The 25,589-nt window shown below is 40.7% G+C and carries 25 protein-coding genes and 1 tRNA gene; 15 read left to right on the top strand and 11 right to left on the bottom strand.

Annotated elements, in window-relative coordinates; all coding sequences use genetic code 11:
* The first annotated feature begins 48 nt into the window (after positions 1 to 48).
* The 6 genes from J8L86_RS02520 to J8L86_RS02495 all read left to right on the top strand — a co-directional run bounded on the left by J8L86_RS02520 (position 49) and on the right by J8L86_RS02495 (position 5,241).
* Positions 49 to 1,317 (top strand): FAD-dependent oxidoreductase, encoded by a 1,269-nt coding sequence (locus J8L86_RS02520; RefSeq protein ID WP_211028535.1) that lies wholly within the window; start codon positions 49 to 51, stop codon positions 1,315 to 1,317.
* Positions 1,314 to 2,126, top strand: coding sequence for a DUF1365 domain-containing protein (locus J8L86_RS02515; protein WP_211028534.1), 813 nt, complete (start codon positions 1,314 to 1,316; stop codon positions 2,124 to 2,126). The genes J8L86_RS02520 and J8L86_RS02515 overlap by 4 nt, the downstream gene beginning before the upstream one ends.
* A 77-nt stretch (positions 2,127 to 2,203) precedes the next feature.
* The gene (locus J8L86_RS02510; protein WP_211028532.1) at positions 2,204 to 3,475 is read left to right on the top strand and encodes a cyclopropane-fatty-acyl-phospholipid synthase family protein; all 1,272 of its coding nucleotides are present in this window, start codon (positions 2,204 to 2,206) and stop codon (positions 3,473 to 3,475) included.
* Between the two features lie 2 nt (positions 3,476 to 3,477).
* Positions 3,478 to 4,008: a DUF2878 domain-containing protein gene (locus J8L86_RS02505; RefSeq protein WP_211028530.1), complete on the top strand. Its 531-nt coding sequence runs from the start codon at positions 3,478 to 3,480 to the stop codon at positions 4,006 to 4,008.
* A gap of 13 nt (positions 4,009 to 4,021) precedes the next feature.
* Positions 4,022 to 4,696: a chalcone isomerase family protein gene (locus tag J8L86_RS02500; protein WP_211028528.1), complete on the top strand. Its 675-nt coding sequence runs from the start codon at positions 4,022 to 4,024 to the stop codon at positions 4,694 to 4,696.
* A 59-nt stretch (positions 4,697 to 4,755) separates the two neighbouring features.
* Positions 4,756 to 5,241 (top strand): DUF3833 domain-containing protein, encoded by a 486-nt coding sequence (locus tag J8L86_RS02495; RefSeq protein WP_231919088.1) that lies wholly within the window; start codon positions 4,756 to 4,758, stop codon positions 5,239 to 5,241.
* Between the two features lie 117 nt (positions 5,242 to 5,358).
* On the opposite strand, the gene J8L86_RS02490 is transcribed toward J8L86_RS02495, so the two are convergent.
* Positions 5,359 to 5,703 carry a DUF3634 family protein gene (locus J8L86_RS02490; RefSeq protein WP_211028526.1) on the bottom strand — a complete coding sequence of 115 codons (345 nt, stop codon included), beginning with the start codon at positions 5,701 to 5,703 and terminating at the stop codon, positions 5,359 to 5,361.
* A 286-nt stretch (positions 5,704 to 5,989) separates the two neighbouring features.
* Between J8L86_RS02490 and J8L86_RS02485 the strand changes: the two genes are divergently transcribed.
* Positions 5,990 to 7,441 carry an NAD-dependent succinate-semialdehyde dehydrogenase gene (locus J8L86_RS02485; RefSeq protein WP_211028525.1) on the top strand — a complete coding sequence of 484 codons (1,452 nt, stop codon included), beginning with the start codon at positions 5,990 to 5,992 and terminating at the stop codon, positions 7,439 to 7,441.
* Positions 7,442 to 7,620: 179 nt separating this feature from the next.
* A complete protein-coding gene (locus J8L86_RS02480) occupies positions 7,621 to 8,361 on the top strand; it encodes a DUF599 domain-containing protein (protein ID WP_055024256.1) in 741 nt (246 codons plus the stop codon).
* 94 nt (positions 8,362 to 8,455) lie between these two features.
* Here the strand turns inward: J8L86_RS02480 and J8L86_RS02475 are convergent.
* From J8L86_RS02475 to rpsU, 5 genes are all read right to left on the bottom strand, one after another.
* Positions 8,456 to 8,532, bottom strand: a tRNA-Ile gene (locus J8L86_RS02475).
* Positions 8,533 to 8,792: 260 nt separating this feature from the next.
* Positions 8,793 to 10,625 carry an RNA polymerase sigma factor RpoD gene (gene rpoD, locus J8L86_RS02470; protein ID WP_055024255.1) on the bottom strand — a complete coding sequence of 611 codons (1,833 nt, stop codon included), beginning with the start codon at positions 10,623 to 10,625 and terminating at the stop codon, positions 8,793 to 8,795.
* Positions 10,626 to 10,774: 149 nt separating this feature from the next.
* On the bottom strand, positions 10,775 to 12,499 hold the full coding sequence (dnaG, locus tag J8L86_RS02465) for a DNA primase (protein ID WP_211028523.1): 1,725 nt from the start codon (positions 12,497 to 12,499) through the stop codon (positions 10,775 to 10,777).
* An 84-nt stretch (positions 12,500 to 12,583) separates the two neighbouring features.
* The gene (locus tag J8L86_RS02460) at positions 12,584 to 13,027 is read right to left on the bottom strand and encodes a GatB/YqeY domain-containing protein (protein ID WP_055024253.1); all 444 of its coding nucleotides are present in this window, start codon (positions 13,025 to 13,027) and stop codon (positions 12,584 to 12,586) included.
* Positions 13,028 to 13,034: 7 nt separating this feature from the next.
* On the bottom strand, positions 13,035 to 13,250 hold the full coding sequence (gene rpsU, locus J8L86_RS02455; RefSeq protein WP_055024252.1) for a 30S ribosomal protein S21: 216 nt from the start codon (positions 13,248 to 13,250) through the stop codon (positions 13,035 to 13,037).
* A 236-nt stretch (positions 13,251 to 13,486) separates the two neighbouring features.
* On the opposite strand from rpsU, the gene tsaD reads away from it, so the two are divergent.
* On the top strand, positions 13,487 to 14,500 hold the full coding sequence (tsaD, locus tag J8L86_RS02450; RefSeq protein ID WP_055024251.1) for a tRNA (adenosine(37)-N6)-threonylcarbamoyltransferase complex transferase subunit TsaD: 1,014 nt from the start codon (positions 13,487 to 13,489) through the stop codon (positions 14,498 to 14,500).
* A gap of 126 nt (positions 14,501 to 14,626) precedes the next feature.
* On the opposite strand, the gene plsY is transcribed toward tsaD, so the two are convergent.
* The gene (plsY, locus tag J8L86_RS02445) at positions 14,627 to 15,244 is read right to left on the bottom strand and encodes a glycerol-3-phosphate 1-O-acyltransferase PlsY (protein ID WP_055024250.1); all 618 of its coding nucleotides are present in this window, start codon (positions 15,242 to 15,244) and stop codon (positions 14,627 to 14,629) included.
* A gap of 241 nt (positions 15,245 to 15,485) precedes the next feature.
* Between plsY and folB the strand changes: the two genes are divergently transcribed.
* From folB to J8L86_RS02425, 4 genes are all read left to right on the top strand, one after another.
* Positions 15,486 to 15,839 carry a dihydroneopterin aldolase gene (folB, locus tag J8L86_RS02440; RefSeq protein ID WP_055024249.1) on the top strand — a complete coding sequence of 118 codons (354 nt, stop codon included), beginning with the start codon at positions 15,486 to 15,488 and terminating at the stop codon, positions 15,837 to 15,839.
* A gap of 110 nt (positions 15,840 to 15,949) precedes the next feature.
* Positions 15,950 to 16,453: a 2-amino-4-hydroxy-6-hydroxymethyldihydropteridine diphosphokinase gene (folK, locus tag J8L86_RS02435; protein WP_055024248.1), complete on the top strand. Its 504-nt coding sequence runs from the start codon at positions 15,950 to 15,952 to the stop codon at positions 16,451 to 16,453.
* Positions 16,454 to 16,472: 19 nt separating this feature from the next.
* Positions 16,473 to 17,273, top strand: coding sequence for an undecaprenyl-diphosphate phosphatase (locus tag J8L86_RS02430; RefSeq protein ID WP_055024247.1), 801 nt, complete (start codon positions 16,473 to 16,475; stop codon positions 17,271 to 17,273).
* 107 nt (positions 17,274 to 17,380) lie between these two features.
* The gene (locus tag J8L86_RS02425; protein WP_211028521.1) at positions 17,381 to 18,217 is read left to right on the top strand and encodes an SAM-dependent methyltransferase; all 837 of its coding nucleotides are present in this window, start codon (positions 17,381 to 17,383) and stop codon (positions 18,215 to 18,217) included.
* A gap of 172 nt (positions 18,218 to 18,389) precedes the next feature.
* On the opposite strand, the gene J8L86_RS02420 is transcribed toward J8L86_RS02425, so the two are convergent.
* Together J8L86_RS02420 and J8L86_RS02415 are read right to left on the bottom strand one after the other, a co-directional pair.
* On the bottom strand, positions 18,390 to 18,656 hold the full coding sequence (locus J8L86_RS02420) for an Lpp/OprI family alanine-zipper lipoprotein (RefSeq protein ID WP_055024245.1): 267 nt from the start codon (positions 18,654 to 18,656) through the stop codon (positions 18,390 to 18,392).
* 272 nt (positions 18,657 to 18,928) lie between these two features.
* Complete coding sequence (locus J8L86_RS02415; protein ID WP_211028519.1) at positions 18,929 to 20,164, bottom strand: multifunctional CCA addition/repair protein; 1,236 nt, start codon at positions 20,162 to 20,164, stop codon at positions 18,929 to 18,931.
* A gap of 184 nt (positions 20,165 to 20,348) precedes the next feature.
* Between J8L86_RS02415 and J8L86_RS02410 the strand changes: the two genes are divergently transcribed.
* Together J8L86_RS02410 and J8L86_RS02405 are read left to right on the top strand one after the other, a co-directional pair.
* A complete protein-coding gene (locus J8L86_RS02410) occupies positions 20,349 to 21,950 on the top strand; it encodes an ExeA family protein (protein ID WP_211028517.1) in 1,602 nt (533 codons plus the stop codon).
* The gene (locus J8L86_RS02405; RefSeq protein WP_211028509.1) at positions 21,950 to 23,095 is read left to right on the top strand and encodes a general secretion pathway protein GspB; all 1,146 of its coding nucleotides are present in this window, start codon (positions 21,950 to 21,952) and stop codon (positions 23,093 to 23,095) included. Before J8L86_RS02410 ends, J8L86_RS02405 begins: the two co-directional genes overlap by 1 nt.
* 100 nt (positions 23,096 to 23,195) lie before the next feature.
* Here the strand turns inward: J8L86_RS02405 and hemL are convergent, their stop codons facing one another.
* Both hemL and J8L86_RS02395 read right to left on the bottom strand, forming a co-directional pair.
* Entirely contained in the window at positions 23,196 to 24,488 is a 1,293-nt protein-coding gene (hemL, locus tag J8L86_RS02400; protein WP_055024241.1) for a glutamate-1-semialdehyde 2,1-aminomutase, read from the bottom strand.
* Positions 24,489 to 24,516: 28 nt separating this feature from the next.
* Entirely contained in the window at positions 24,517 to 25,536 is a 1,020-nt protein-coding gene (locus J8L86_RS02395; protein ID WP_055024240.1) for an aspartate carbamoyltransferase, read from the bottom strand.
* Positions 25,537 to 25,589 lie beyond the last annotated feature (53 nt).

The raw sequence follows: 25,589 nt of genomic DNA, 5'->3' as shown, positions 1-25,589 counted from the left end.
TAGAACAGTATAAATGGTCTAAAACAATAATAATCATAAAGGATTAATATGAAAAAAATTGCAGTGGTTGGATCAGGTATTTCAGGGTTAACATGTGCTCATTTACTCAGTCAATTACATGAAGTGACTGTATTTGAAGCGAATGACTATATCGGTGGGCACACGGCAACAATTGATGTCGAGGTGGGAGGGAAACCCTACGCTATTGATAGTGGTTTTATTGTATTTAATGATCGTACTTATCCAAGATTTCAGAAATTAATGGCACGATTAGATGTAAAGTCTTTGCCTACAGAAATGAGTTTCAGCGTTCAAAACACCCAAACAGGTTTAGAGTACAATGGCCACACGCTTTGGAGCATGTTTGCTCAGCGTCGTAACTTATTAAAACCTGATTTTTATCGATTTCTAGCTGAAATCGTTAAGTTTAATAATCAATGTAAAGCCATTTATGATGCAGAAGACTATCAAATTGACACGTTAGGCGAGTTTTTAGATAGCCAAGGTTTTTCTGATTTTTTCAGTGAACACTACATTTTACCTATGGGCGCCGCCATTTGGTCTGCCAGCATTAACGACATGCGTGCCTTTTCGTTACGATTTTTCATTCGATTCTTCCATCACCACGGATTGTTGAATATCAGCGACCGTCCGCAGTGGTATGTACTTGAAGGTGGCTCTCGTAGTTATATTCCTGCACTTATTGAACCATTCAAACAGCGCTTGTTTCTCAATTCTCCGGTAACGTCAATTGAGCGTAAGCATGATGGGGTCAATATAAAAATTAACGATGGAGAAGTGCAGTACTTCGATGAAGTCATATTGGCTTGTCACAGTGACCAAGCGCTAGCCATGCTAACAGACGCTTCTGAAGATGAGCATCAAGTTCTGGGGGCGATGGCTTATCAAGATAATGAAGTTGTATTACACACCGATGTGAACCTATTACCAAAGCGAAAAGCAGCATGGGCAAGCTGGAATTATCGTTTACAAGGGGTTGATGCGAGTGATATCGCGAATAAACCCGCCAGTGTGACCTACAATATGAATATATTGCAGCGTCTTCCTAAAGATGCACCCACCTTTTGTGTCACCTTAAATCAAACTCATTTGATTGATGAGAGTAAAATCCTTCGTAAATTTAACTATGCTCATCCGGTATTTAATGAAGCGAGTATGGCCGCTCAAAAAGAGCGAAGCCGAATTTGTGGCGTGCGTCATACTCATTTTGCTGGTGCATATTGGTATAACGGCTTTCACGAAGATGGTGTGCGCAGTGGCTTAGATGTATGTAATAACTTCGGTATTAGCCTATGACATCAGTGGTAGAGTCTGACAAATTCCAAAGTGGTATTTACCAAGGCGAGGTAAGCCACAGACGGTTTACGCCTAAATCTCATTCTTTTGAATATGAGATGGCTTTGATGGCGATAGATTTAGATGAGGTTAACCAACTAGAAAAAGTCAGTAAAATTTTTGGTTTGTCGAAATGGAGTTTGCTGAAGTTTAATCCAAGTGATTATTTAAACAATCTTACTAGCCAATTTTCTAATGAAGCAGTGATTGAATTAATGGCAGATTGTGATGTTATGTCTCCTGAGGCTGGTTTAAAGCATCGAGTGCTTTGGACCATTACACAGTTGGGGGCTAGCACTCAATGTGACTCGGTTATCTTTGCTGGGCAAATCAGGCATTTTGGCTTTTACTTCAGTCCTGTTAACTTTTACTTTTGCTATCAAGACGGCGAACCTATCTATATGCTCGCAGAGGTGAGTAATACACCATGGGATGAGCGACATTGTTATTTAGTGGATCTGCAGGATACTCAATACACTGATAAAGTGTTCCATGTTTCGCCTTTTCTTGACCTTGATATGCATTATCAATGGAAAATTACCCCACCCAGTAAGCGACTTAACGTCACGATTCAAAACCGAGATGACGCTAATAACAAACTATTTGATGCGAGTCTTTACTTAAAGCGTCGAACATTTACTGCCGCAAACATTCGCAAGATGTTGATAGGGTTTCCTATTATGACAGTGAAAATAATGTGGGGTATTTATTGGCAAGCTTTAAAACTGTTTGTAAAGCGGATCCCGTTTGTGGTTCACCCGCAAACTTAAATTAAACCAAATGACAACTTGTTACGTATATCAACATCATAATGATAAACAGATTAACGTAGGACGCGGAGAGTGATATGGAAAATACAGCAACAGGTGCCAACTTAGCTCAAGCAACTATTTCCGAAGGTTTTGCCAAGAAAATTTTATTAAGAGCATTAACGCATCTTTCTGATGGCTATTTAACGATTGTGAGCTCCGATGATCAAGCTAGCGCAGAACAAAGTGTCAGTTTTGGCAATTTTGATTCAGATTTACATGCCACTATCCAAGTCTCTCATCCTAGTTTTTACAAGCAAATTATTTGGGGTGGTTCAATTGGCGCTGGTGAAGCGTACATTCAAGGGCATTGGTCCAGTCCAGACTTGACTAAAGTGGTTCAATTGTTTGCTCGAAACCTTGCACTTTTAGACAATATTGAACGCTACTTTTCATGGTTTAGTGTTGGTGTTAATCGCATCAAACACGTATTCAACCGCAACTCTACATCAGGCTCTAAGCGTAATATTCTAGCGCATTATGATCTAGGTAATGCAATGTATGAGCAATTTCTGGATAAAGAAATGCTCTATTCAAGTGCGTTATATCCGCATAACAGCGCCAGCCTAGAAGAAGCACAACTACACAAATTGCACACCATTTGTGAGCGGTTGGATTTAAAACCTGGCCAAACATTGCTTGAAGTGGGAACGGGTTGGGGAGCGTTAGCGATTTACGCAGCGAAACACTTTGATGTCAATGTCACCACAACCACAATTTCAGACGCTCAGTATGAATACGCAGCTAACAGAGTCGAGCAAGAAGGCTTGAGTGATCGTATTACCTTACTTAAACAAGATTATCGATTATTGACTGGTGAATATGACCGGGTTGTATCGATAGAAATGATTGAAGCGGTGGGGCATGAGTATTTACCGAGCTTCTTTAAGAAGCTTGAAACCTTATTAAAGCCTGAAGGAAGACTGCTTATTCAGGCTATTACTATTGCCGATCAGCGCTATGACAGCTACCGAAAAGGTGTTGATTTTATTCAACGTTACATATTCCCTGGTGGCTGTTTACCATCAGTAAGTGAAATGAACAAACATGTTGCAAAACAAACCGATATGGTTGTTTGGTCAATTGATGATATGGGGAAAGATTACGCACAAACATTACTTCACTGGCATCAACGTTTTGATCACGCGCAGCAAAAAGTTAAACAGCTTGGGTACGGTGAAGACTTTATTCGTATGTGGAAGTTTTATCTAAGTTATTGCGAAGGTGGCTTTTTAGAGCGCACTACGAGTGCGGTGCATTTGGTGGCTGTTCGTCCCAAGTATCGTACTGCTTTAGCAAGCGGTGCTTAACAATGAATAGCCATACCAACATTATTAATGCTTGTGCATTTCAGGTTATTTGGTGGGCCGGTGTATTAGCCGGAAACCAATTAATTGTCATACCCGCATTGTTAATCGTATGGCATTTTGTGGTGAGTCAGCAAAAGAAGTGGGACCTTAAGGTTATGCTGGTAAGCGCCTTAGCGGGCTGTTTAGTCGACTTATTGCTGACGGTATTTGGAATATTTGAGTTCGCTTCATTCCCTATTTGGTTAGGGCTACTTTGGGCATATTTTGCTATCTCATTAAATTACAGTCTGGCACTGTTTAACCATTTGCCCGTTGCTATTCAAGCACTGCTAGGTGGCGTATTTGGCAGCTTAAGTTATATCGGTGGTGCTAACCTTGGGGCAGTGACCTTACCTCAAGGAACTGCTACAACGTCGATTGTATTGTTTGTAATTTGGTTTGTGTTGTTTCCATCTTTTTTGCATCTAGCAAAATCTATCGGTCTAAAGCAAGCCAAACACTATTCAAATAACGTCTTTAATCAACTGTCATAAAGGAGGAAGGAGCATGAAACTATCTAGTAGAACGGCAATGTTAACGTCATCAATAACGACAAAAAAACGTTGGTTAGCCAGTTTTAATATTAAACATGATACTAAGAATTCTTTGCGAACAATCGCTGCGACTTTATGCCTGACTCTGAGCCCATTTTCTTCAGCCGCAGTTACCGCTGACTTTGAAGCTGCAACGACAGCTATAACAGTTCAAGAATCAATGCCTGCGACTAAACAAGATACTAATGAATCAAGTGTGTTGAAAATGGTAGGGCAGGCAGATATGGACTTACTGTGGTTTTCTATTTATAGCGCAAAATTGATGTCTGTAGATGGGGAATACCAACAAGACCAATTTCCGCTAAAGCTTGAGATTGAATATCACCGCGATATTGATGCTGAAGATTTAATTGAAGCGACGGTCGACCAATGGCTGCACATAGGTATCGACAGTGAAGAAATTGTGCGATTGCAACAGCAGATCGAACAAGCATGGCCAGATGTTAAGGAAGGCGATAGATTAAGTTTTATGATGCACAGCCAAGATAAAGGGCAGTTTTACTTCAATGAGCAAGCATTACCCATTATTCAAGAACCGGGTTTTGCTGCCGCATTTTTGGATATTTGGCTTTCGGAGCAAACCAGTAGGCCAGAACTTAGACTGCAATTAATTGGAGCCAATAAATAATGACTCAACTAAATAGAATAAAGTCATTTTGCATAGCAACCTTGGCAGCTTTATCTTTAATGTCTTGCTCATCGGCTTCAATCGAGGATTACGATAAAACTACCCCTGTATTGGATTTGCAGCAGTTTTTTGCTGGTAAATTGACTGCAGCCGGCATTGTTCAGGATTTTTCAGGCACTGTGACTCGTAAATTTACAGTCTCGATGGATGCTAGCTGGCAAGATAATCAAGGTATTATTGATGAGCGATTTATTTATGATGATGGGGAAAAACAAACCCGAATTTGGCATATTACTGATTTAGGTAATGGCCAATATGAAGGAAAGGCTAACGATATTTTAGGTATTGCTACAGGCGAAGCTAAGGGCAGTGCGTTACGTTGGGCTTATGACATGAACTTGATTGTAGATGAGTCAGAATATGAAGTGCACTTTGATGACTGGATGTTCTTAGTGGATGAAAATACTATCATTAACAAAAGCGATATTATTAAGTTTGGGGTAACAGTTGCCCAAGTGACTTTGGTTATTCAAAAGCAACCATAGTTATTAAAAGAGTTATTTAAAAGAGTTATTAAAAGCTAGCTAACTGTCTAAAATATCTATAGCAGATTGAGCAAAACTAAGGTTATTAAGAAGACAATAACCTTAGCAGTATCGCAATTAGCCTTTTAATTTTGAATTATCAGGCTGTTTTTTATCGTAATATTCAAATGGAAACACATTTCTAATTCGTTGGGTTAACTTATCTGATACGTTGGCAGATACGTGTAATCTGACATCACCTTGCTTTTCAGCACGTACCGTACAAGTTAACTTTTCAGCTTTTGCTATGGCTTTACATTCTCTTGAGAAACGTTCAGGTATTTTGCCCGAATGTTTATTCAGTTTCCCTTCTTTGAAATGCATTTCAAATATTGTTAGTCCACGAGAACCTGAAAAAATAAGTTTGTAAGCAATGACAAAAAAAACGAATACAAAGAGGACTTTAAAACCCGTTTCAAGCATATATCGATCCTTTTAATTTCAATCCTTTAAAGACACACTATCAATAATAAAGATACTCCGCTGATATAAGATTGCAATCCATTTAGGGCATTAATACGTTGGATGACGGTTAGATCACATCGCTGAAGCACGACATTTGAAGCGTCATTGAATACACAATTGATCTTGGGTCGTTATGTCTATGAAACTTAGTTACTATTAACTTATTCGAGTAAGCCATCCCAATTATTGATGAGTCAGTTTTTGAGTGTTGGTTAGGTACTTATTTTCATTAAAAGGTCATGCTATGCACCGAGTTCAAGATGCCTCTCTTTTTCGTCAACAAGCTTACGTTAATGGTCAATGGATTGATGGGGATTCTGGTTTCACTCAAGATGTAATCAATCCCGCTACCAATGAGCTTGTTGCCTGTGTGCCACAACTTAGTGAATCACAAGTTCATTATGCGATTAGCGCAGCGCAGCAGGCATTAGTCCCTTGGCAAGCGTTAACGGCTAAAGCACGCCAACAAATACTGCTCAAGTGGTATCAGCTTATACTGCAGCATAGTGACGACCTTGCCAGGATTATGACGTTAGAGCAGGGAAAACCCCTCGCGGAAGCTCAAGCTGAAGTGAATTATGGCGCATCGTTTATTGAGTGGTTTGCTGAGGAAGCAAAGCGAGTCTATGGAGAGACAATTCCGGGGCATCAAGCAGATAAACGCATAACCGTCATAAAGCAAGCCATAGGTGTGACCGCGGCTATTACGCCATGGAACTTCCCCTTAGCAATGATTACTCGCAAAGCTGCACCTGCATTAGCCGCAGGCTGCAGCATGATTGTCAAACCTGCACCACAAACGCCATTAACTGCGCTTGCGCTAGCCGAGCTTGCTCATAGGGCTGGAATTCCTAACGGGGTGTTTAATGTGGTTATCGGAGAGGCAAAGAAAGTAGGTCAAATCTTGTGTGAAAGCCATCAGGTAAGAAAGTTATCTTTTACTGGCTCAACAGACGTGGGGGTTAAATTAATGCAACAATGTGCCCCCACAGTAAAAAAGTTATCACTAGAGCTTGGCGGCAATGCGCCTTTTATTGTGTTCAATGATGCAGATATTGAAGCTGCTGTAGCTGGGGCGATACAAGCTAAGTTTAGAAATGCTGGGCAAACATGCGTTTGTGCAAACCGTATCTATGTGCAATCAGGGATCATAGAACAGTTTACTGAGAAGTTCGTCAAAGCGGTTACAGCGCTTAATGTAGGAGATGGCTTTGATGTAGAGACTGATATTGGACCGCTGATAAACCAAGATGCCGTTGATAAAGCCAAATCGCACATTGCTAATGCCTTATCACTTAATGGCAAAGTATTAATTGGTGGTCAGCCACTTACAGATTCTGGTCACTTTTTTGCTCCCACAGTGATAAGCAATTGCCAGCAAAACATGTTAGTAGCAAAAGAAGAAACCTTTGGACCCATCGCCCCTATTTTTGAGTTTGATGATGAAGCACAAGTGATAGAAATGGCTAATGATACAGATTTTGGTTTAGCTGCATATTTTTATGCAAACGACATTAGTTTAGTTTATCGGGTTTCAGAGGCGTTAGAGTTTGGCATGGTTGGGGTTAATACAGGGCTGATTTCAACTGAAGTTGCTCCGTTTGGTGGGATTAAGTCTTCTGGTATTGGTCGAGAGGGATCCAGACACGGTTTGGATGAGTACCTTGAAATGAAGTATGTTTGCGTTTCAATATAATGCGTTTCTCTTTTTATCGAGCGTTTAGCGTTACATGCAGTAGCGTGTTTACAGCAAATAGATTGAATACGTAACACTAACCGCTCAATTAACCGAATAATGTTTTATTAATAAAGCGGTTTAAGCGTTAGAGAATGTGATGCATAATTAAACACATCACCAATAACCAATTGAGAGCGATGCTTTTTTCTTTATTCGATATTTTAGCGCTTGTCTGTTTCTTCCTTTGTTGGGTGGGATACACCATTTTTGCTCGAAAAAAAGCAAAAAATACTAACTGTATTGCTCGATGCTTACACCAACACCGAATCCATTGGATGGCAGAGGTTATGACCAAGGAGATCCGCGTAGGTGAAGCGTCTTTATTGGCCAATTTAGAACGAAACATCGCATTTTTTGCCTCGACAACCTTACTGGTCTTAGCAGGTGTGTTAACGCTGTTTGCGCAAGTAGAGCGACTTGAAGACGTCATTAGCTCGATACCATTTGCTGCAGAGCCCAATCATGCATTAGTGCAAGTTAAGCTCGCTTTGCTTGCGGGTATTTTTGTATTAGCTTTTTTTCAATTTACTTGGTCAATGCGTCAATATGGCTTTTTAAATGTGATGATAGGCGCAGCACCCATAGACCCAACAGGTCAAAATAAAAATTTAGCTGCCTATTCCCGACAAATGGCCACTGTAGGTGATCAGGCTGCTCATTCCTATAATTATGGTCTACGCTCTTATTATTTCTCAATGGCGGCGCTGTGTTGGTTCTGGAACCCTATGCTATTGATTGTGGCGAGCTTGCTGGTGGTATATACCCTTTATCAACGAGAGTTTAAGTCTAGAGCGGTCAGAGCGATTACGGCAGCTCAAACTCATTTAGAGATTGCCAAAGCAGTCAAAGACAAAGCTCATGAAAGGTCAACGTTATAAGCTGTGACTATTTGATTGGGAGTGTTGAATTCCATTTTGTTGAAAAATAGACATGAAAAAGCCGCTTAAATTTCTTTAAGCGGCTTATCAAAATTGGTGGCCCCTCCCAGACTCGAACTGGGGACCTGACGATTATGAGTCGTATGCTCTAACCAACTGAGCTAAGGGGCCGACTTAAGTTAGTCGTCACTACCAAAAGCGGAGGGAAGTATACGAAGTTTATTGTTACTTGTCACCACTGAATTTGCCAGAAATTGACTTCTGAGTATCGTTTGGTTATCTGTTAAGCAATATAGGAAGGCTATTGAATAGATATTGCTGATTTATAACAACAAAAAAGCCCGCTTTATGCGGGCTTTTTAATCTTTCGATTATCTTAGTTCTATTAAGACTTTTTCGTCTTTTTATAGACTTACTCGTTTTTTATAGACTTACTCGTCTAAGAACGACTTTAAGATTTCTGAACGAGAAGGGTGGCGTAGTTTACGCAATGCTTTCGCTTCAATCTGACGAATACGTTCACGTGTTACGTCAAACTGCTTACCGACTTCTTCAAGCGTATGGTCGGTGTTCATATCGATACCAAAACGCATACGTAATACTTTAGCTTCACGAGCTGTTAGACCAGCTAATACTTCGTGAGTCGCATTCTTTAAACTTTCGCTTGTCGCTGAGTCTAAAGGAAGCTCTAAGGTATTATCCTCAATAAAGTCACCTAAGTGCGAATCTTCATCGTCACCAATTGGTGTTTCCATTGAAATCGGTTCTTTAGCGATTTTTAACACTTTAAGAATCTTATCTTCAGGCATGAGCATGCGCTCAGATAATTCTTCAGGTGTTGGCTCGCGACCCATTTCTTGTAACATTTGACGTGAAATACGATTTAATTTGTTAATCGTTTCAATCATATGTACTGGAATACGAATTGTACGCGCTTGGTCAGCAATAGAACGAGTAATTGCCTGACGGATCCACCATGTTGCATAAGTCGAGAACTTATAACCACGACGGTATTCAAACTTATCTACAGCTTTCATCAAACCAATGTTACCTTCCTGAATCAAATCCAAGAACTGTAAACCACGGTTGGTGTATTTTTTAGCGATAGAAATTACAAGACGTAAGTTTGCTTCAACCATTTCTTTCTTCGCACGACGAGCTCTAGCTTCACCGATTGACATGCGACGGTTGATGTCTTTAATAGCACGGATGATTAAGCCGGTTTCTTCTTCGATTGCTGCGAGTTTAGTGCTACAACGAACAACGTCTTCTTCAACCATTCTTAAGCCTTCAGCGTAAGGCTTATTACTGTCTTTTTCAGCGTGGAACCAAGCTAAATCAGTCTCATTGCCAGTGAAGAACTTAACAAAGTTTTTCTTTGGCATTTTAGCTTGTTCAACACAAAGCTTAAGGATTAAACGCTCTTGAACACGAACACGATCCATCATGGTGCGCATGCTTTTAACTAAGCGATCAAACTGTTTTGGGATTAAACGGAATTCTTTGAAAAGCTCGCCAATCACGAATAAAGCGCCAATGGCTTCAGGGTGATCACGACCTTTCTTTTCGATTACCAATAAGCCTTTTTCGTAAGCTTCACGTAATTGGGTGAATTTTTCTTTGGCTTCTTCAGGATCAGGACCTTTTGGACCTTCTTCTTCATCGTCCTCGTCATCACCGTCATCATCTTCGTCTTCTAGTTCTTCTTCTGATAACTCAGAGCCTACGTGTGTTGCTGTTGGCGCAACATCGTCATCATCTGGGTTAACAAAGCCTGAAATAATATCAGTTAGACGAAGTTCATCAGCTTCATACTTATCAAATTGCTCAAGAATCATCGCAATGGCTTGCGGGTATTCAGATACAGAGCTTTGAACCGTATTAATGCCTTCTTCAATACGTTTTGCGATGACAATTTCGCCTTCGCGGGTCAATAGCTCAACCGTGCCCATTTCACGCATGTACATACGGACTGGATCGGTTGTGCGACCTAATTCGCTCTCTACCGTTGCAAGTGCAGCTGCTGCTTCTTCTGCTGCATCTTCATCGGTGTTGTCCTCAGACATCATCATTTCATCGGCATCTGGCGCTTGTTCATAAACGCGGATACCCATGTCATTGATCATCTGGACAATATCTTCAATCTGATCTGAATCGACCATGTCAGCTGGCAAGTGGTCATTGACTTCAGCATAGGTTAAATAACCTTGCTCTTTACCTTTAGCAAGCAACAATTTAAGTTGCGACTGCGGAGTATGCTCCATAGATATCATCCAAGTTGGGTAACTGAAATAACGACTGGACACTAGCCGAAGCATAAGTGCCAAGCAAATCGTCAATTATAGCTGTATGAACTAAAGTACGCTAGTCCATGACATTGCTTTACTGAACATTTTTGAAATAAAAAATGTGCTTACGCAATGCCTTTCATGATAGAAATCAGCTTCGTTAGCTGAATTTTTTCAGCTTTTGTTAGAGTTTGTTTAAGACTCAGTTCTTGATAGTGCTGTTCAATATATTGATTGTTCAGCCAGATCAAGGTTTGCTTAAACTCCTGAACTAAGTTTTCATCCGCCACTTGGTGGTCCCATTGGGCCAATTTTATCAAGGCACTTTTTTGTTCGTGCTCTCGATACATCTCAAGTAGTTGTGCGCTGTTAAACTGTTGTTCACGAGTTAAGTTTAGCAAATCAATGAGCAATGCAATGCCAGGGATTTGCAAATGGGCTAATGCGGGTTGAGCAGCTAGGCCAAACCCTAATTCAGGACGTTGTACTAATAATGCAATTGCTAATCGCAATGGCGTACCACGACCTTGTAAGCCCTTTTTATTCATAGGCTGCTGTTGTTTAACAGCAAAACCCAATTTTTTCTTTAAATCATCTGCGCTATTCATACCAATTTTATGCGCAAGATTCTCCAAGAGTAAATTCTGTAGAACGGTATCTTGTACTCGTTCAATGAGTGTAATGGCTTGTTTGGCCAGTGCACTTTTATCTGTGCCATATTGGGCTGTTAATGTCTCAAATAAGAATGCGGGCAAGTCGAGCGCATCGAGCATTAATTTTTCAAAACCGTCTTTACCAACTTGACGAACCATCGTATCTGGATCTTCGCCTTGGGGTAAAAACATAAACCGAACCACATCACCTGGTTTTAATAAGGGCAGTGCAGTTTCAAGTGCACGCCAAGCAGCGGCTTTACCTGCTTTATCACCGTCGTAGCAACAAATGACTTCTTTAGCACTACGTACAAGTAACTGAAATTGTTCAGCGGTTGTCGCAGTACCTAATGAAGCAACAGCATAATCTACATCAAACTGGGCTAATGCAACAACGTCCATATATCCTTCAACAATCAACACTTGTTGTGGATCTCGATGACGCTGTTTTAACTCATAAAGGCCGTAAAGCTCGTTGCCCTTATGAAATATGGGCGTTTCTGGCGAATTCAAGTACTTTGGTGTTCCATCGCCTAAAACTCGACCACCAAAGCCAACTACACGACCTCTGCGGTCGCGAATTGGAAACATTAACCGATCTCTAAACCGGTCATAGCGTTTACCGTTATCGTTGGCGATTAGCATGCCAGCAGTAAGCAGTTTGTCTTGTGCAGCTTGGTTTTGACGGTATCTACCTAATAGACCATCCCAGCCATCTGGCGCAAAACCAATTCCAAATTGCTCTACTACTTTTGAAGACAGTCCGCGAAAATCTAAATAGTCGATGACTTTTTGTTTGTCTGAGTGCTGACGCAATTGACTTTGATAGTAAAGATTGGCTTCTTCCATCAATTGATATAAATCGCGACTCAAACCTTGATCTTTTTTGGGACCCGTACCTTGTTCTCTTGGTACATCTAATCCCAATTTACCAGCGAGTTCCTCAATGGCATCAACAAACTCCAATCGATCATATTCCATAATAAAATCGATGGCATTGCCATGGGCTCCACAGCCAAAACAGTGATAAAACTGCTTATCTTGACTCACGGTAAATGAAGGTGATTTTTCGCTATGAAAAGGGCAACATGCAGAGTGATTTTTCCCTGCTTTTTTCAAAGGAACACGATGATCAATCAGATCAACAATGTCTGTGCGAGCTATGAGCTCATTGATAAAGTCACGAGGTATCGCCATAAATGCTATAGGTCTCGCATTACCATGTAGATAAAACAAACAAGCCGCGCAATAATGCACGGCTTATTCAACATTAAAATTTAACTAGTTTAATTTAGCACGAATTTGGCTGCCAATGGCACCCATATCTGCACGGCCTTGAACTTTAGATTTTAATGCTCCCATTACTTTGCCCATATCCGCCATGGATGATGCACCTACCTGAGCGATAGCTTCATCAATAATTGCCGCAACTTCTTCTTCTGTTAAAGGAGAAGGCAAGAAAGTTTCAATAACTTGAATCTCTTCTGCTTCAGATGCTGCTAACTCCGGGCGACCTGCTGACTCATATTGAGCAATAGAATCGCGACGTTGTTTTACCATTTTGGTTAAAACGGCTATTGTTTGTTCGTCAGTCAGAGTTTCGCGGGTATCCACTTCAATCTGTTTAACGGCAGACAATGCCATACGAATAGTCCCCAAACGTGCCTTATCTTTGGCACGCATGGCTTCTTTCATTTGGTCTTTTAGCTGTTCAACTAGGCTCATAATGAGATTAGTATAAACGTACGCGACGTGCGTTTTCGCGAGAAAGCTTCTTAGCTAGACGCTTAACAGCGGCAGCTTTTGCGCGCTTACGTGCAGAAGTTGGCTTCTCGTAGAATTCACGAGCGCGAACATCAGCTAAGATACCTGCTTTTTCACAAGAGCGCTTGAAACGACGAAGAGCTACGTCGAATGGTTCGTTTTCACGTACTTTAATAATTGGCATACGCCATCACCCCTTAGGTGTAGTTAATTTGGCACTACCATCAAAGGTAGATTAACCAAGGCTATTTAAAATGGTGCGAAATTCTACACCGATAATGATGCTTTTGTAAACCCCCTTTATGGGCGACTTTGTGTAATTGGCTTGTCATATTTTGCAGTTAGTCCCTTGATGACTGGAATAACCTCTCATCAAGAGGTAGAATTGCCGCCCTTACATTTTTAGGAAGATGAGCTGCTATGCGGGTTTTAGGTATTGAAACATCTTGTGATGAAACAGGAATTGCTGTGTTTGATGACGAGCAAGGATTGTTATCACATGCTTTATATAGTCAAGTAAAGTTACATGCTGATTATGGCGGCGTTGTACCTGAGTTAGCCTCACGAGATCATGTTCGTAAAATTGTCCCATTAATTAAGCAAGCGTTAAAAGAGGCCAATTCAACGGTCGATGATATTGATGGTATTGCTTTTACCAAAGGCCCTGGCTTAATTGGTGCTTTATTAGTGGGGGCATGTGTAGGTCGCTCTTTAGCCTATTCATGGGATAAACCTGCGATTGGTGTACATCACATGGAAGGGCATTTACTTGCGCCGATGCTTGAAGATGATGCGCCAGAGTTTCCTTTTCTTGCTTTATTGGTATCTGGCGGACACTCGATGCTTGTTAAGGTCGATGGTATCGGCCAATACGAAGTGTTAGGCGAATCAGTGGATGATGCGGCAGGTGAAGCGTTCGATAAAACCGCTAAATTAATGGGGCTAGATTATCCTGGCGGACCTCGCTTAGCTAAGCTTGCATCAAAAGGTGTCGAAGCGGGTTACAAGTTCCCAAGACCAATGACAGACAAACCAGGCTTAAATTTCAGTTTTTCAGGTTTGAAAACATTTACTGCCAATACAATTGCTGCAGAGCCTGATGATGAACAAACACGTGCTAATATTGCGCGTGCGTTTGAAGAAGCGGTAGTGGATACGCTTGCGATAAAATGTCAACGAGCCCTTAAATTAACAGGTTATAACCGACTTGTCGTCGCAGGTGGAGTCAGCGCCAATACTCGTTTAAGAGAAAATCTCGCGACTATGATGGCAAAGCTCAATGGTGAGGTATTTTATCCGCGTGGTGAATTTTGTACCGATAATGGCGCTATGATTGCTTTCGCTGGTTTACAGCGCCTAAAAGCAGGACAAACCGAAGATTTAGAAGTGAAAGGTCAGCCTCGCTGGCCTTTAGATACGTTAGATGCCATTTAATATTTATAACGTGTAATAGGCTTGGTGCTTTAAATGTAAACGGCTAAAGTACCCGTAAAAAAACCTAAGCTACGGCTTAGGTTTTTTTATTTGAATTTTTATTTATCCAGTGTGAAGGGGATTAAATCAATTGTGTTCAGTTGATGCTTTCTTTTTTCTCGATAACTTACTTTCTTCACCAATACGTAAGCGCTTTATGTTGTCTTTATGCCTAATTACAATTAGCAGTGACAGCATAGCAACAGGAATGGTAAACCTGTCATCAAGCCACCAAGTATAAACGGGAGCGAGTATGGCGGTTAAGATAGCTGCAAGAGATGAATAACGAGTCAAAAAGACAAAGACTATCCATGTGGCAATTAAACATAATGCTAAATCCCCGCCAATCGGTGCCATAGCACCAAATGCTGTAGCAACGCCTTTACCGCCTTGGAAATTAAAAAATATCGGGTAGATATGGCCTAAACAGGCTGCAATAGCGATTAAGCCTAACGAAACGGCATCTTGTCCTAGCACATAGCTAAAATAACTTGGGGCTGCTCCTTTGAGCATGTCAAAAAATAACACTAATGCCGCTGAACTGGCACCACCAATCCTGAGCACATTTGTTGCGCCTGGATTCCCCGAGCCTTCCGTGCGGGGATCTGGCAAACCACGTAATTTACATACGAGAATTGCACTTGAGATAGAACCGGCTAAGTAGGCGGTTATAATCATCAAAATAGTGATTGTAACTGCGCTCAAATTGGTTTCCTTTCACTTCTTAGGGTATCATCGCCCATTAATTTATTTCACTTGAGACGTAACCTGATAATTGGGTTAATACGCTCTGTTACATCGTGACACGTTCAAAGATTACAGCCGTTATCCTACTGCGTAAATCGCTTAGGAAAAAGGCGAGATCTATAATAACTGCTATTTGAGTTAATTTTCAGCCTTTTCAGCTGAAATATTTATGAAAAGACGTGTAAACCTTGGAGTTCACATGGATAAAGTATTAATACGCGAACTAAAAGTTGAAACTGTTATCGGTATTTATGAGTGGGAAAAGAAAATACACCAAACATTACTGATAGATTTAGATATGGCTTGGGATAACAAACTGGCTGCCGCTTCAGACGATTATCAACATGCTCTGTGTTATGAAACTGTCTCTAATCGTTTAACTGCGCTAATTACTGAAAAGCCGATAGAGTTGATTGAAACCGTTGCTGAAATGGTCGCTAATTGTTTAATCAATGAATTTAATGTTTTGTGGGTAAAGGTCGCTGTTATGAAACCGGGTGCAGTACCAACGGCAAAATCAGTCGGCGTAGTCATTGAACGTGGTCATATATGATGTCCATCGTTAATGGACTTTATTTAAGTGGTAATCACATTTAATTGACAGTTAACATGTTTCAATTAATCAAATATTCATAATCGCTCTGTATAATTTCGGATGAGTTAATGGCACGTATTTATATCAGCTTGGGCACCAACATTGATCCTGTTGAGCACATGCAGTCGGGACTAATTGACCTACACGAACAATTTGGTCAATTAACCCTATCAAGAATGTTTGAAAGTGAAGCTGTGGGCTTTAATGGCACTAACTTTTTAAATATGGTTGCTGCAGCAGATACTGAAATGAGTATTGCGGATGTGGTTGCCACTTTTAAACGTATTGAAAAACAAAATGGACGTATTCGTGGCGAGAAAAAATTTAGTCCGCGAAGTTTAGATATCGATTTACTGCTTTATGACAACGAGGTTTGCCAATTTCCAATTGAGCTTCCCCGTGGTGAAATTCTTTATAATGCCTTTGTATTATGGCCGCTTGCAGAAGTTGCGCCGAGTTTACAGCATCCAAAAAACACTAAAACATACCAGTCATTGTGGGAAGAGTACGATAAAACGAGTCAGAACATCTGGCCTGTAGAATTTGACTTTCCAGCAATACTGACTCGTTAATTATATTTAAAGGAACAACATGGAAACGCTTCAGGTTATCTTTTTAGCGCTTATTCAAGGGCTAACAGAGTTCTTACCCATTTCAAGTTCAGCTCATCTTATTTTACCTTCGCAGATTTTAGGCTGGGAAGATCAAGGCTTAGCCTTTGATGTTGCAGTGCATATAGGTTCATTGTTGGCTGTTGTGATTTACTTTAGAACAGAGATTTGGGCCATGTTGAAAGCCTGGATTGCCAGTATAACGAAAGGTGTTCACACCGATGACAGTAAATTAGCTTGGTGGATTATTCTAGCGACGCTTCCAGCGGTATTTTTTGGCTTCATGGCAAAAGACTTAATTGAGACTTACTTACGTGGCCCTGGTGTGATTGCTATTACGACGGTTATTTTTGGTCTGCTTTTATGGGTAGGTGATAAAATGGCTCGTAATGAACTCACTGAATATCAAACGGGTTGGCGTAAAGCGTTATTAATCGGCTTCGCGCAAGCTATGGCAATTATTCCGGGTACTTCACGTTCTGGTATCACCATTACCGCAGCATTGATGCTAGGTCTTAATCGCGACGCAGCGGCTCGCTTTTCATTTTTAATGTCTATTCCTGTCATTTTAGGTGCGGCTATTTTAATGAGTAAAGACGTGATTTCTGGCGATCTCACCATGGATTACACTGAATTACTATTAGGCGTTGCCGTTTCTTTTGTTGCTGCATATACCTGTATTTTCTTCTTCCTAAAAATCATTAGTAAGATTGGTATGACACCATTTGTGTTGTATCGATTAATGCTAGGCGCCGTATTATGTGGCTTTATTTTCCTGTAAAATAAGCTATCTTGAAAAACGGGTGCTAGCACCCGTTTTTTGTTTCCTACACTTTTTCTTCGAAAAACTCATACCCAATACTGCCACTGTAAGGATGTTTTCTCGTTATGGATTCAATATTAGTTTGCCCGATTTGTGCTGAATCGCTGCAGTTACATGAGCAATCTCAAGGTTATTATTGCAATAACAAACATCACATTGATAAAAATGCTCAAGGCTATTGGTCGTTTGTCACATCGCCTAAATTTAAAGGCAGTTCCGAGAGTAGGCAGCAGCTTAGAGCAAAACGTTTTTTGAAGGCATCAGGTATTTTATCGCCGTTAGTTAAACAAGTATCGAGTGTATTTTCTGACGTAGCGGAAGGCAAAGACGAAGTTAATCATCTGAATTACCAGTGTAATGATGGTTTTTATATTCGAGCACTATCAACACTATCAACACTATCAGCACAAGCTGAAGATAATGTTACACATTGGGGCGTATCTGAGGCGGACAATGCCTTATTTGCAGCGAGTAAAGATAGCACTCCAGCAAATTTATTGTTAACACCGTTTAAAAAGCTTCCTTTTAAATCTGACGCAATAGATATTGTGACTGTTTTTGAGGCGCAGCTAAAAGGTAAAGAATGTTTACGAGTGTTAAAGGCAAATGGCGCTTTATTGTTACTTGTACCAGGCGCGAGACATTTATGGCAGCTGAAGCAAAAAATCTATCAAAATTTGCTTGAAAAACCGCAGCAACTCAATCTACCGAAAGATGTTGAAATAATTAATACAACCGAGATTAAGTTTAATGCAGATGTATCGGGTGAACAGGCAATTACTTTATTAGATATGAATAACCTTAGCTGGCGAGTAAACGACGAGTTGGCGCATCAAATTAAACAAACAAGCTTTGAACAACTAGAGTTTGATTATGTGTTACTGCACCTAAAGAAGCGCTGATAGGGTTATGTTGTTACTATTGAATTACTGCTAGTGAAGATGAATGAAATAGCATAAAAGATGTCGCACTAGAAACAATTAAGGCTTGAAATATTCAATGACGGTTATGTCAAATCAGTATTATCAAGCCTTAATAATCAACCTAAATAAATAAGCTAATTTTCATGTATTCTTACTTTTTGTAAGAAGAAGCCATGTTGTCGATACGGTCGTTAGCACGCTTAGCTTCTGCTTGTGCGTCCATTGATGCAGCTTTTGCATCTTTAACATCAGCAGCGATTTTGCTTTGATCAGATTTTAAAGAGCTAACTTCAGCAGATAGTTGATCTACTTTGTTACCTAGGTTAGCAACACTTTCTTCAAGAGCAGTAGTGTTAGCACAGCCACCTAAAAGAGCAGTCATAGCAACACCAGCAATCATTAATACTTTCTTGTTCATGGAAAATCCCTTCATTATAGGTTGTATAAATTGCTGAGGTACAATACCCAGCAGCCGTTTAATTATGTCACAGCTTTTAAATTTTGCTATACCAAATAACAATAAAAGTGACAAAAAACATCGTAAATCTAATGGATTGAAGCATATTTACTTATCATTTAGGCTAAAACTGCTTAAAACGGCACCAGATTCAGATTTTAATGGCTTCAACATTTAGCTGATTAGTTTAGGTATTGAATTCATTGAAAGAATACATCAAGGCGCCATAGGTACTAAGTTTGGGCTTGCAAAGTTTGCTTAAATTGCTTTATTGCCTCAATTCTTCGAACCGATAATTGCTGTTTGATCTCTTTACCTTGAAAGCCTGCTTTAATCACCTCTTGTACATTGACTTCTTGTGCAAGAATGAAACACTTTTTCAGGTAATCACGTTGAGGGTAATCAGCATTTTCAAACCCCGTTCTACCTTGAATATCCGCTTGGCAGCAAATTAATAAGTCATCTAAGCGATGTGGTTTACGCCAAAAATCTGCTTTATCAAAAATTTTGATAATGGTTTCAGGCCTCAGCTCATCAGCATTGTGTATATTTTGATGTTGGTCACTACACAATAGTGCAAGCTCTTTGAATTCATTGGGTGTTTTAAGGCGCTGACATAGCTTTTTGATAATAGGTAAGCCTTTTTGGCCATGACCATGATGCTTAGGCCACAACTCTTTTGGTGTGATGCCTTTACCTAAGTCATGAACCAAAGCTGCAAAACGTATTGCTTTATTAGTGCTCAGTTTCGTCGCTGCCTGTAATACCATCATAGTATGAATACCACTGTCGATTTCAGGGTGCCATTTTTCAGGTTGTGGAACGCCAAATAAGCAATCGATTTCCGGGAATAAAACCGCTAAAGCGCCACACTTTCTAAGTTGTTGGAAAAACACTTCAGGTCGTTCAGTTGATAACGCTTTATCTACCTCTTGCCATACTCTTTCAGGGGTGAGAAATTCAAGTTCGCCAGACTCGGTGATCTGAGTCATCAATGCCATTGTTTCACTCGCGATGTCAAAATCTAAATGAGCAAATCTAGCGGCAAATCGGGCAACCCTTAATACCCTTAACGGATCTTCAATAAATGCACTTGATACATGCCTAAGGACACGCGCTTCAATATCTTTTTGGCCACCATAAGGGTCGGTAATGTTACCTGACTCATCCTGAGCCATCGCATTAATCGTTAAATCTCGTCTGAGTAAGTCTTCTTCTAATGTCACGTTTTGGTTGGCATCACAACTAAAGCCTGCATAACCTTGTCCGTTTTTTCGCTCAGTTCGTGCTAACGCATATTCTTGTTGAGTCTTAGGATGTAAAAAAACAGGAAAGTCTTTGCCTACTTGGCTATAGCCTAAGTCAAACATTTGCTCTACGGTACTGCCTACAACGACAAAATCTTTATCTTTGATAGGAAGTGATAGAAGTGAGTCACGTACCGCGCCGCCCACAAGATAGGTTTTCATAAAGTGACATATCCAAAGTATGATAATGAAACAGATAAATAGAAGCAGGTTGTGTTACTGGCTTCGTCATTATAATTTTATACCTAAAGCTTATCACGAGTAACATTTCTACGGCTAAATTTTGACAAGTATCAGCGCAAGCTATAACGTGAGCCGTCAGTTTTAAATAAGGATTTTTGGCCAGATGTATAAAGCATTTTATGGATTAAATGATAATCCATTTTCAATCGCACCCAACCCGCATTATTTGTTTCTCAGTGATCGTCACAGAGAGGCCTTAGCGCACCTGACCTATGGACTAGGTGAGACGGGTGGCTTTGTATTATTAACGGGTGAGGTTGGAACAGGGAAAACGACAGTATCACGTTGTTTGCTGAAACAGCTTCCTGAAAATACCGATACAGCCTTTATTCTTAACCCATCGCTGACTGAACAAGAATTGTTGGCAACCTTATGTGATGAGCTAGCTATTAGCTATGGTGAGAACCCATCCATTAAGCAGTTAACAGATTTAATCAGTCAGTATTTGCTAAATAATCATCAAAATAATCGCAACACAGTGTTGATTATTGATGAAGCACAACATCTTCGTGCTGAGGTACTTGAGCAACTGCGCCTGTTAACAAATTTAGAAACGGACACCAAAAAACTATTGCAGGTCATATTAATTGGTCAGCCTGAGTTGCAGCAATTATTAAAACGACAAGAACTCCGTCAATTAGCACAGCGTATTACAGCGCGTTATCATTTATTACCCTTAACAGTTGAAGAAATTCAATTGTATGTTCAGCACCGATTACAAGTAGCGGGACGTTTTGAGCCGTTATTTACTAAAAAAGCGTGTAAAGCATTGCATAAATTCAGTGGCGGGATCCCTAGATTAACCAATCTGTTATGTGAAAGAGCTTTAATGGCGGGTTATGGCCAATCTAAAGTGCCGATTGATCACCATATGGTTAAGCTAGCAGCTGCCGAAGTTTTAGGTGATTTACCCACTGAAAGTTCAAATAAATGGCCGATGATTATTGCAGCTTCTTTAGTGTTAGCTTTTGGCTCATCTTTATACTTCTTTATTGGCAATTCATCAGATATGTCTTCGAGTGGTGAAAGGGCTAAACAGTCAATTCCTCAAACTCAATCAAGCGAGTCAGCTCGACAGCCAAGCGGTAATCAAACCATATTACGAGCAGCTATGTCTCAAAGCCGCAGTATTGATAATGCCTTCGCGGGTTTGTTTGCCTTGTGGGATAAACAACCCATTATCGGGCTAACCGCTTGTCAGGCTGCGCAGCAACAAGGCTTAATGTGTCATCAGCAGCAAGGCAATTGGAATAGTATTTCAAGGTTAAATTACCCAGCAGTTGTATATCTTCAAGATCAACAAGCACAGCCTTTTTACGGAGTTGTGGTTGCAAGAGAAGGTGAACAAATTTTACTGCAACTCAGTGAACAACAATTGTGGGTGAGTAAAGACTGGTTTAATCGATACTTCAGTGGCACCTTTGAACTGTTATGGCACTCAGACAGCACATTGCCTCGAGAAATTAGCCGCACATCGAGCTTGTCTCAAATACAATGGTTAGAGAACAGTTTGGCATTGATAGAGCATAGAACGGCAAGATTAGTGAATGATTTTGATTCTACTCTAGAGCAAGCCTTGATGGATTTTCAAAGATTGCATGGTCTAAAGGCTGATGGTATTGCAGGGAATCAAACATTAGTGCAACTTAACCTGTATCTGAGCCAGCAAGGGCCAAGGTTAACTCAAAGATCAGGACGTAGTTAATGTCTATTTTATTAGATGCTGTGACGAAAGAAAAACAGCAACAAATGGGTGAGCTTCCTGATGCAGTATTAACTCCAAGGGCAAATTACCAGCAAGTTGGCGCTGCTAAATCTTGGGTTAAATATTTACTATTAATTGCGGTCATTATAATAGGTATTTTGGCAGCGTGGGGACTGGCAAAGTTATTAAAGCCTGATGTGTCCGGCACGCCTCGTGTTACAAGCGCGCAAGTTAACGTTAATTCAGCTGAAGAAAAGCAAGCTGAAATTAGAATCGCTAATAAAGTGGCTTTACCAGTTGCAAAGCCGCTAAACCAACCTGAATATCGTTCAAGACAGGCGGTAAATCAGAAAGAAGAACAGTCTGTGACTGATGTGGTCTATGATTATCGGTTGAATGATAATCGAGGCGTTGTGACGGCGAGTCAAGCAGAGCCAAGTTTATCTGCACCAGCAAAATCTAGAGCTGTACCAAGAGAGACCACATCAAACTCATCAACAGAAACGCTTGCAGCATCGGTATCAAGAGCTGCTCAAGTGGAAACTCGTCTTAATGAATCACCTAGCGCTAATGCTGCCAACAATGACATTCCGTTAACGGCTGCTGAGCTGCAAGCACTGTATGGTGAAGATGCAATTATTCTTGGTGCAAACTCAAATTACAAAACCGCCTCAGATTTAGATGCTCTGAAATTAAAAGTGAGTGCTGCGGCAAGTGATGTTAACTTTGAGCAACAAGCTCAAGCGCCACAACAGGCGTCAATCACCCCAGATGAAAATGCCAATGTTGTAGATAATTCCAATAACTTAATGGCAGCGTTTGAAGCTGCTTTAAAAGAAGTTGAATATGAGCAATCAGCGAATGCACCTGTGACAGAACAAAAGCTTGACCCGATCCCAGAGCCGAAAAAAGATGAAATCCCTCGCTATGGTCAATTACCTGCCAGTGTGCAACTACAAGTGCCAGAGTTTTCTATTCAGGCCCATGTGTATTCTTCTGCAGCAGAAAATCGTTGGTTGAATGTTGACGGTAAAGAGCTTCAAGAAGGTGACAGTATTAAAGGCAAGTTAAAGGTCATCGAAATTAGACCAAGAGATGTTGTACTTGAGATTGATGGTGAGCAGTTCAAGGTGCCAGCGATATAATCATTTACCTGAATGACTTGTGAATCAGCAAGATTTAGCAAAATAAAAAAGGCGCATAATGCGCCTTTTTTCTATTTTAACTCATCGCTCAAGCAAAGGGTTATAACGCCTTTAATGCAGCAAATGCTTTATCTGCAGCAGCAAGTGTTAATTCAAGCTCTTCTTCACCGTGAGCCATAGATAAGAAGCCAGCTTCATAAGCACTTGGTGCTAAGTAAACGCCTTCATCAAGCATTAAGTGATAGAAATGACGGAAATGATCCATGTTACATTGAGTCACTTGGTCAAAGCTGGTGATTGGGTTTGTGTCTTCAGTAAAGAAGAAACCAAACATACCGCCCACTTGGTTAATGCTTAATGGAATACCATGCTTATCAGCAGCCGCTTTAAAGCCTTCAGCAATGCGCTTGGTCTTAGCGGTTAATTCTTCGTAAAGGCCAGGCTGACATAATGCGTCCATTTGCGCTAGACCCGCAGTCATGGCAATAGGGTTACCTGATAACGTACCAGCTTGATACACAGGGCCCGTAGGAGCAATGTACTGCATCACATCTTTACGGCCACCAAAAGCACCGACTGGCATGCCACCGCCAATCACTTTACCTAGCGTCGTAAGATCTGGCTTCACATTGTAGTGGCCTTGTGCACCGCTTTTAGATACGCGGAAACCCGTCATGACTTCGTCAATGATCATTAATGCACCGAACTCATCACAAATTGCACGTAAGCCTTCAAGGAAGCCCTCAACAGGAGGGATGCAGTTCATGTTGCCAGCAACAGGCTCAAGAATGATACAAGAGATAGCCTCAGGATGTTCATTGAAGATCGCTCTAACTGAGTCTAAGTCATTATAAACCGCGGTTAGTGTGTGCTTAGCAAAGTCTTCAGGAATACCAGGAGAGCTTGGTTGACCAAGGGTTAAAGCACCAGAGCCAGCTTTAACTAATAAGCAATCAGCATGACCATGGTAACAACCTTCAAACTTTAAGATTTTGTCACGGTTGGTGAAACCACGTGCTAAGCGAATCGCACTCATTGTGGCTTCAGTACCAGAACTGACCATACGAACTTGTTCGATTGATGGCACCATTTCAATAACTTTTTCAGCCATTTTAACTTCAAGTTCAGTTGGCGCACCAAATGACAAACCGTTCTCTACCGCTTCTAATACTGCTTGGCGGATTTGCGGGTTGTTGTGGCCTAAAATCATCGGGCCCCAAGAACCAACATAGTCGATATATTTTTTGCCATCAGCATCGTAAATATAAGCACCATCAGCTTTTTCGATGAAAAGTGGCGAGCCACCAACACCATTAAAGGCACGGACTGGTGAGTTTACGCCACCAGGGATGGTTTGTTTTGCTTGTTCAAAAAGCGCTTCTGAGCGGGTCATGTGAAATCCTTCTAATTTCTTCAGCTGACTATCTATCAGCTTTTCGTGAATACCAATTAACTGGGCACTCGTGTTGTTTTAACTCGTTTTCAACACCAAGTGTTAACGCAAAAAGTGCCATTCGAATAAGTAGCCCATTGTCCGCTTGTCTGAATATGGCCAGACTTGGGTGGCTATTTAAATCATTATCTAATTCATTTGCTGCCGCGCGTGAGTCACGAGGTAATGGATGCATAATCACAGTATTGGATTTACAGTGTTGCGTGTAAATACTGTGGTTTAATCTAAACTTACCGCGATATTTGTCCGCTTCATCTTGTGATGGGAAGCGTTCTTCCTGAATACGAGTCAGATAGAGTATATCAGCTTGATGTAAATTACCTTCTAACTGATCTGTTATTGTGATCTTATGACCAGCATTTTCAATGTCACTGATCACATAGTCAGGCATTGCTAGGTCAGTTGGGGAAATTAATGTGAATTGAATGTCTTTATACATGCAAAGTAACCGTGATAAAGAATGCACAGTTCGCCCATGTTTTAAGTCACCAACCATCGCGATATGCATTCCGCTGATATCTTGTCCATGATGGCTTAATTCTTTTTGGATGGTAAATAAATCCAGTAGTGCTTGAGTCGGATGCTCGTTTGAACCGTCACCACCATTAATGACCGGTACTCGACTGCCTTCGGCAAACTCTTTTACTGAAAAAGGTTCAGGGTGACGCATTGCAATCACATCGGAGTATGTCGATAACACTCTTGCGGTATCGTATAACGACTCACCTTTAGATAAAGATGATGAGCCCATCCCGACTGTTTCTCTAACATGACCGCCAAGTAAGTTAAATGCACAGCCAAAACTGACTCGGGTACGTGTGCTAGGTTCAAAAAACAAATTACCTAAAATTGCACCGTCTAACACCTTAGTGCGCTTTTCTCGTAAAGCGTAAGGCGTCATGTCTTCAGCGACATTAAAAATAGTATTGATTGCATCAAGATCCAGTTGATTAACTGAAAGAATGTGAGAACCGCTAAACTGTGTCATCAGCCTGATTTCCAATTATTAGGAGAATAAATAGGGCTATTTATTCTGTGGTT

The sequence above is a fragment of the Shewanella sp. MMG014 genome, from assembly GCF_018100775.1.
Classification (GTDB): Bacteria; Pseudomonadota; Gammaproteobacteria; order Enterobacterales; family Shewanellaceae; genus Shewanella; species Shewanella japonica.
Note: the sequence above shows the minus strand (reverse complement) of the source record. Positions and strands in the feature narration are given on the sequence as shown.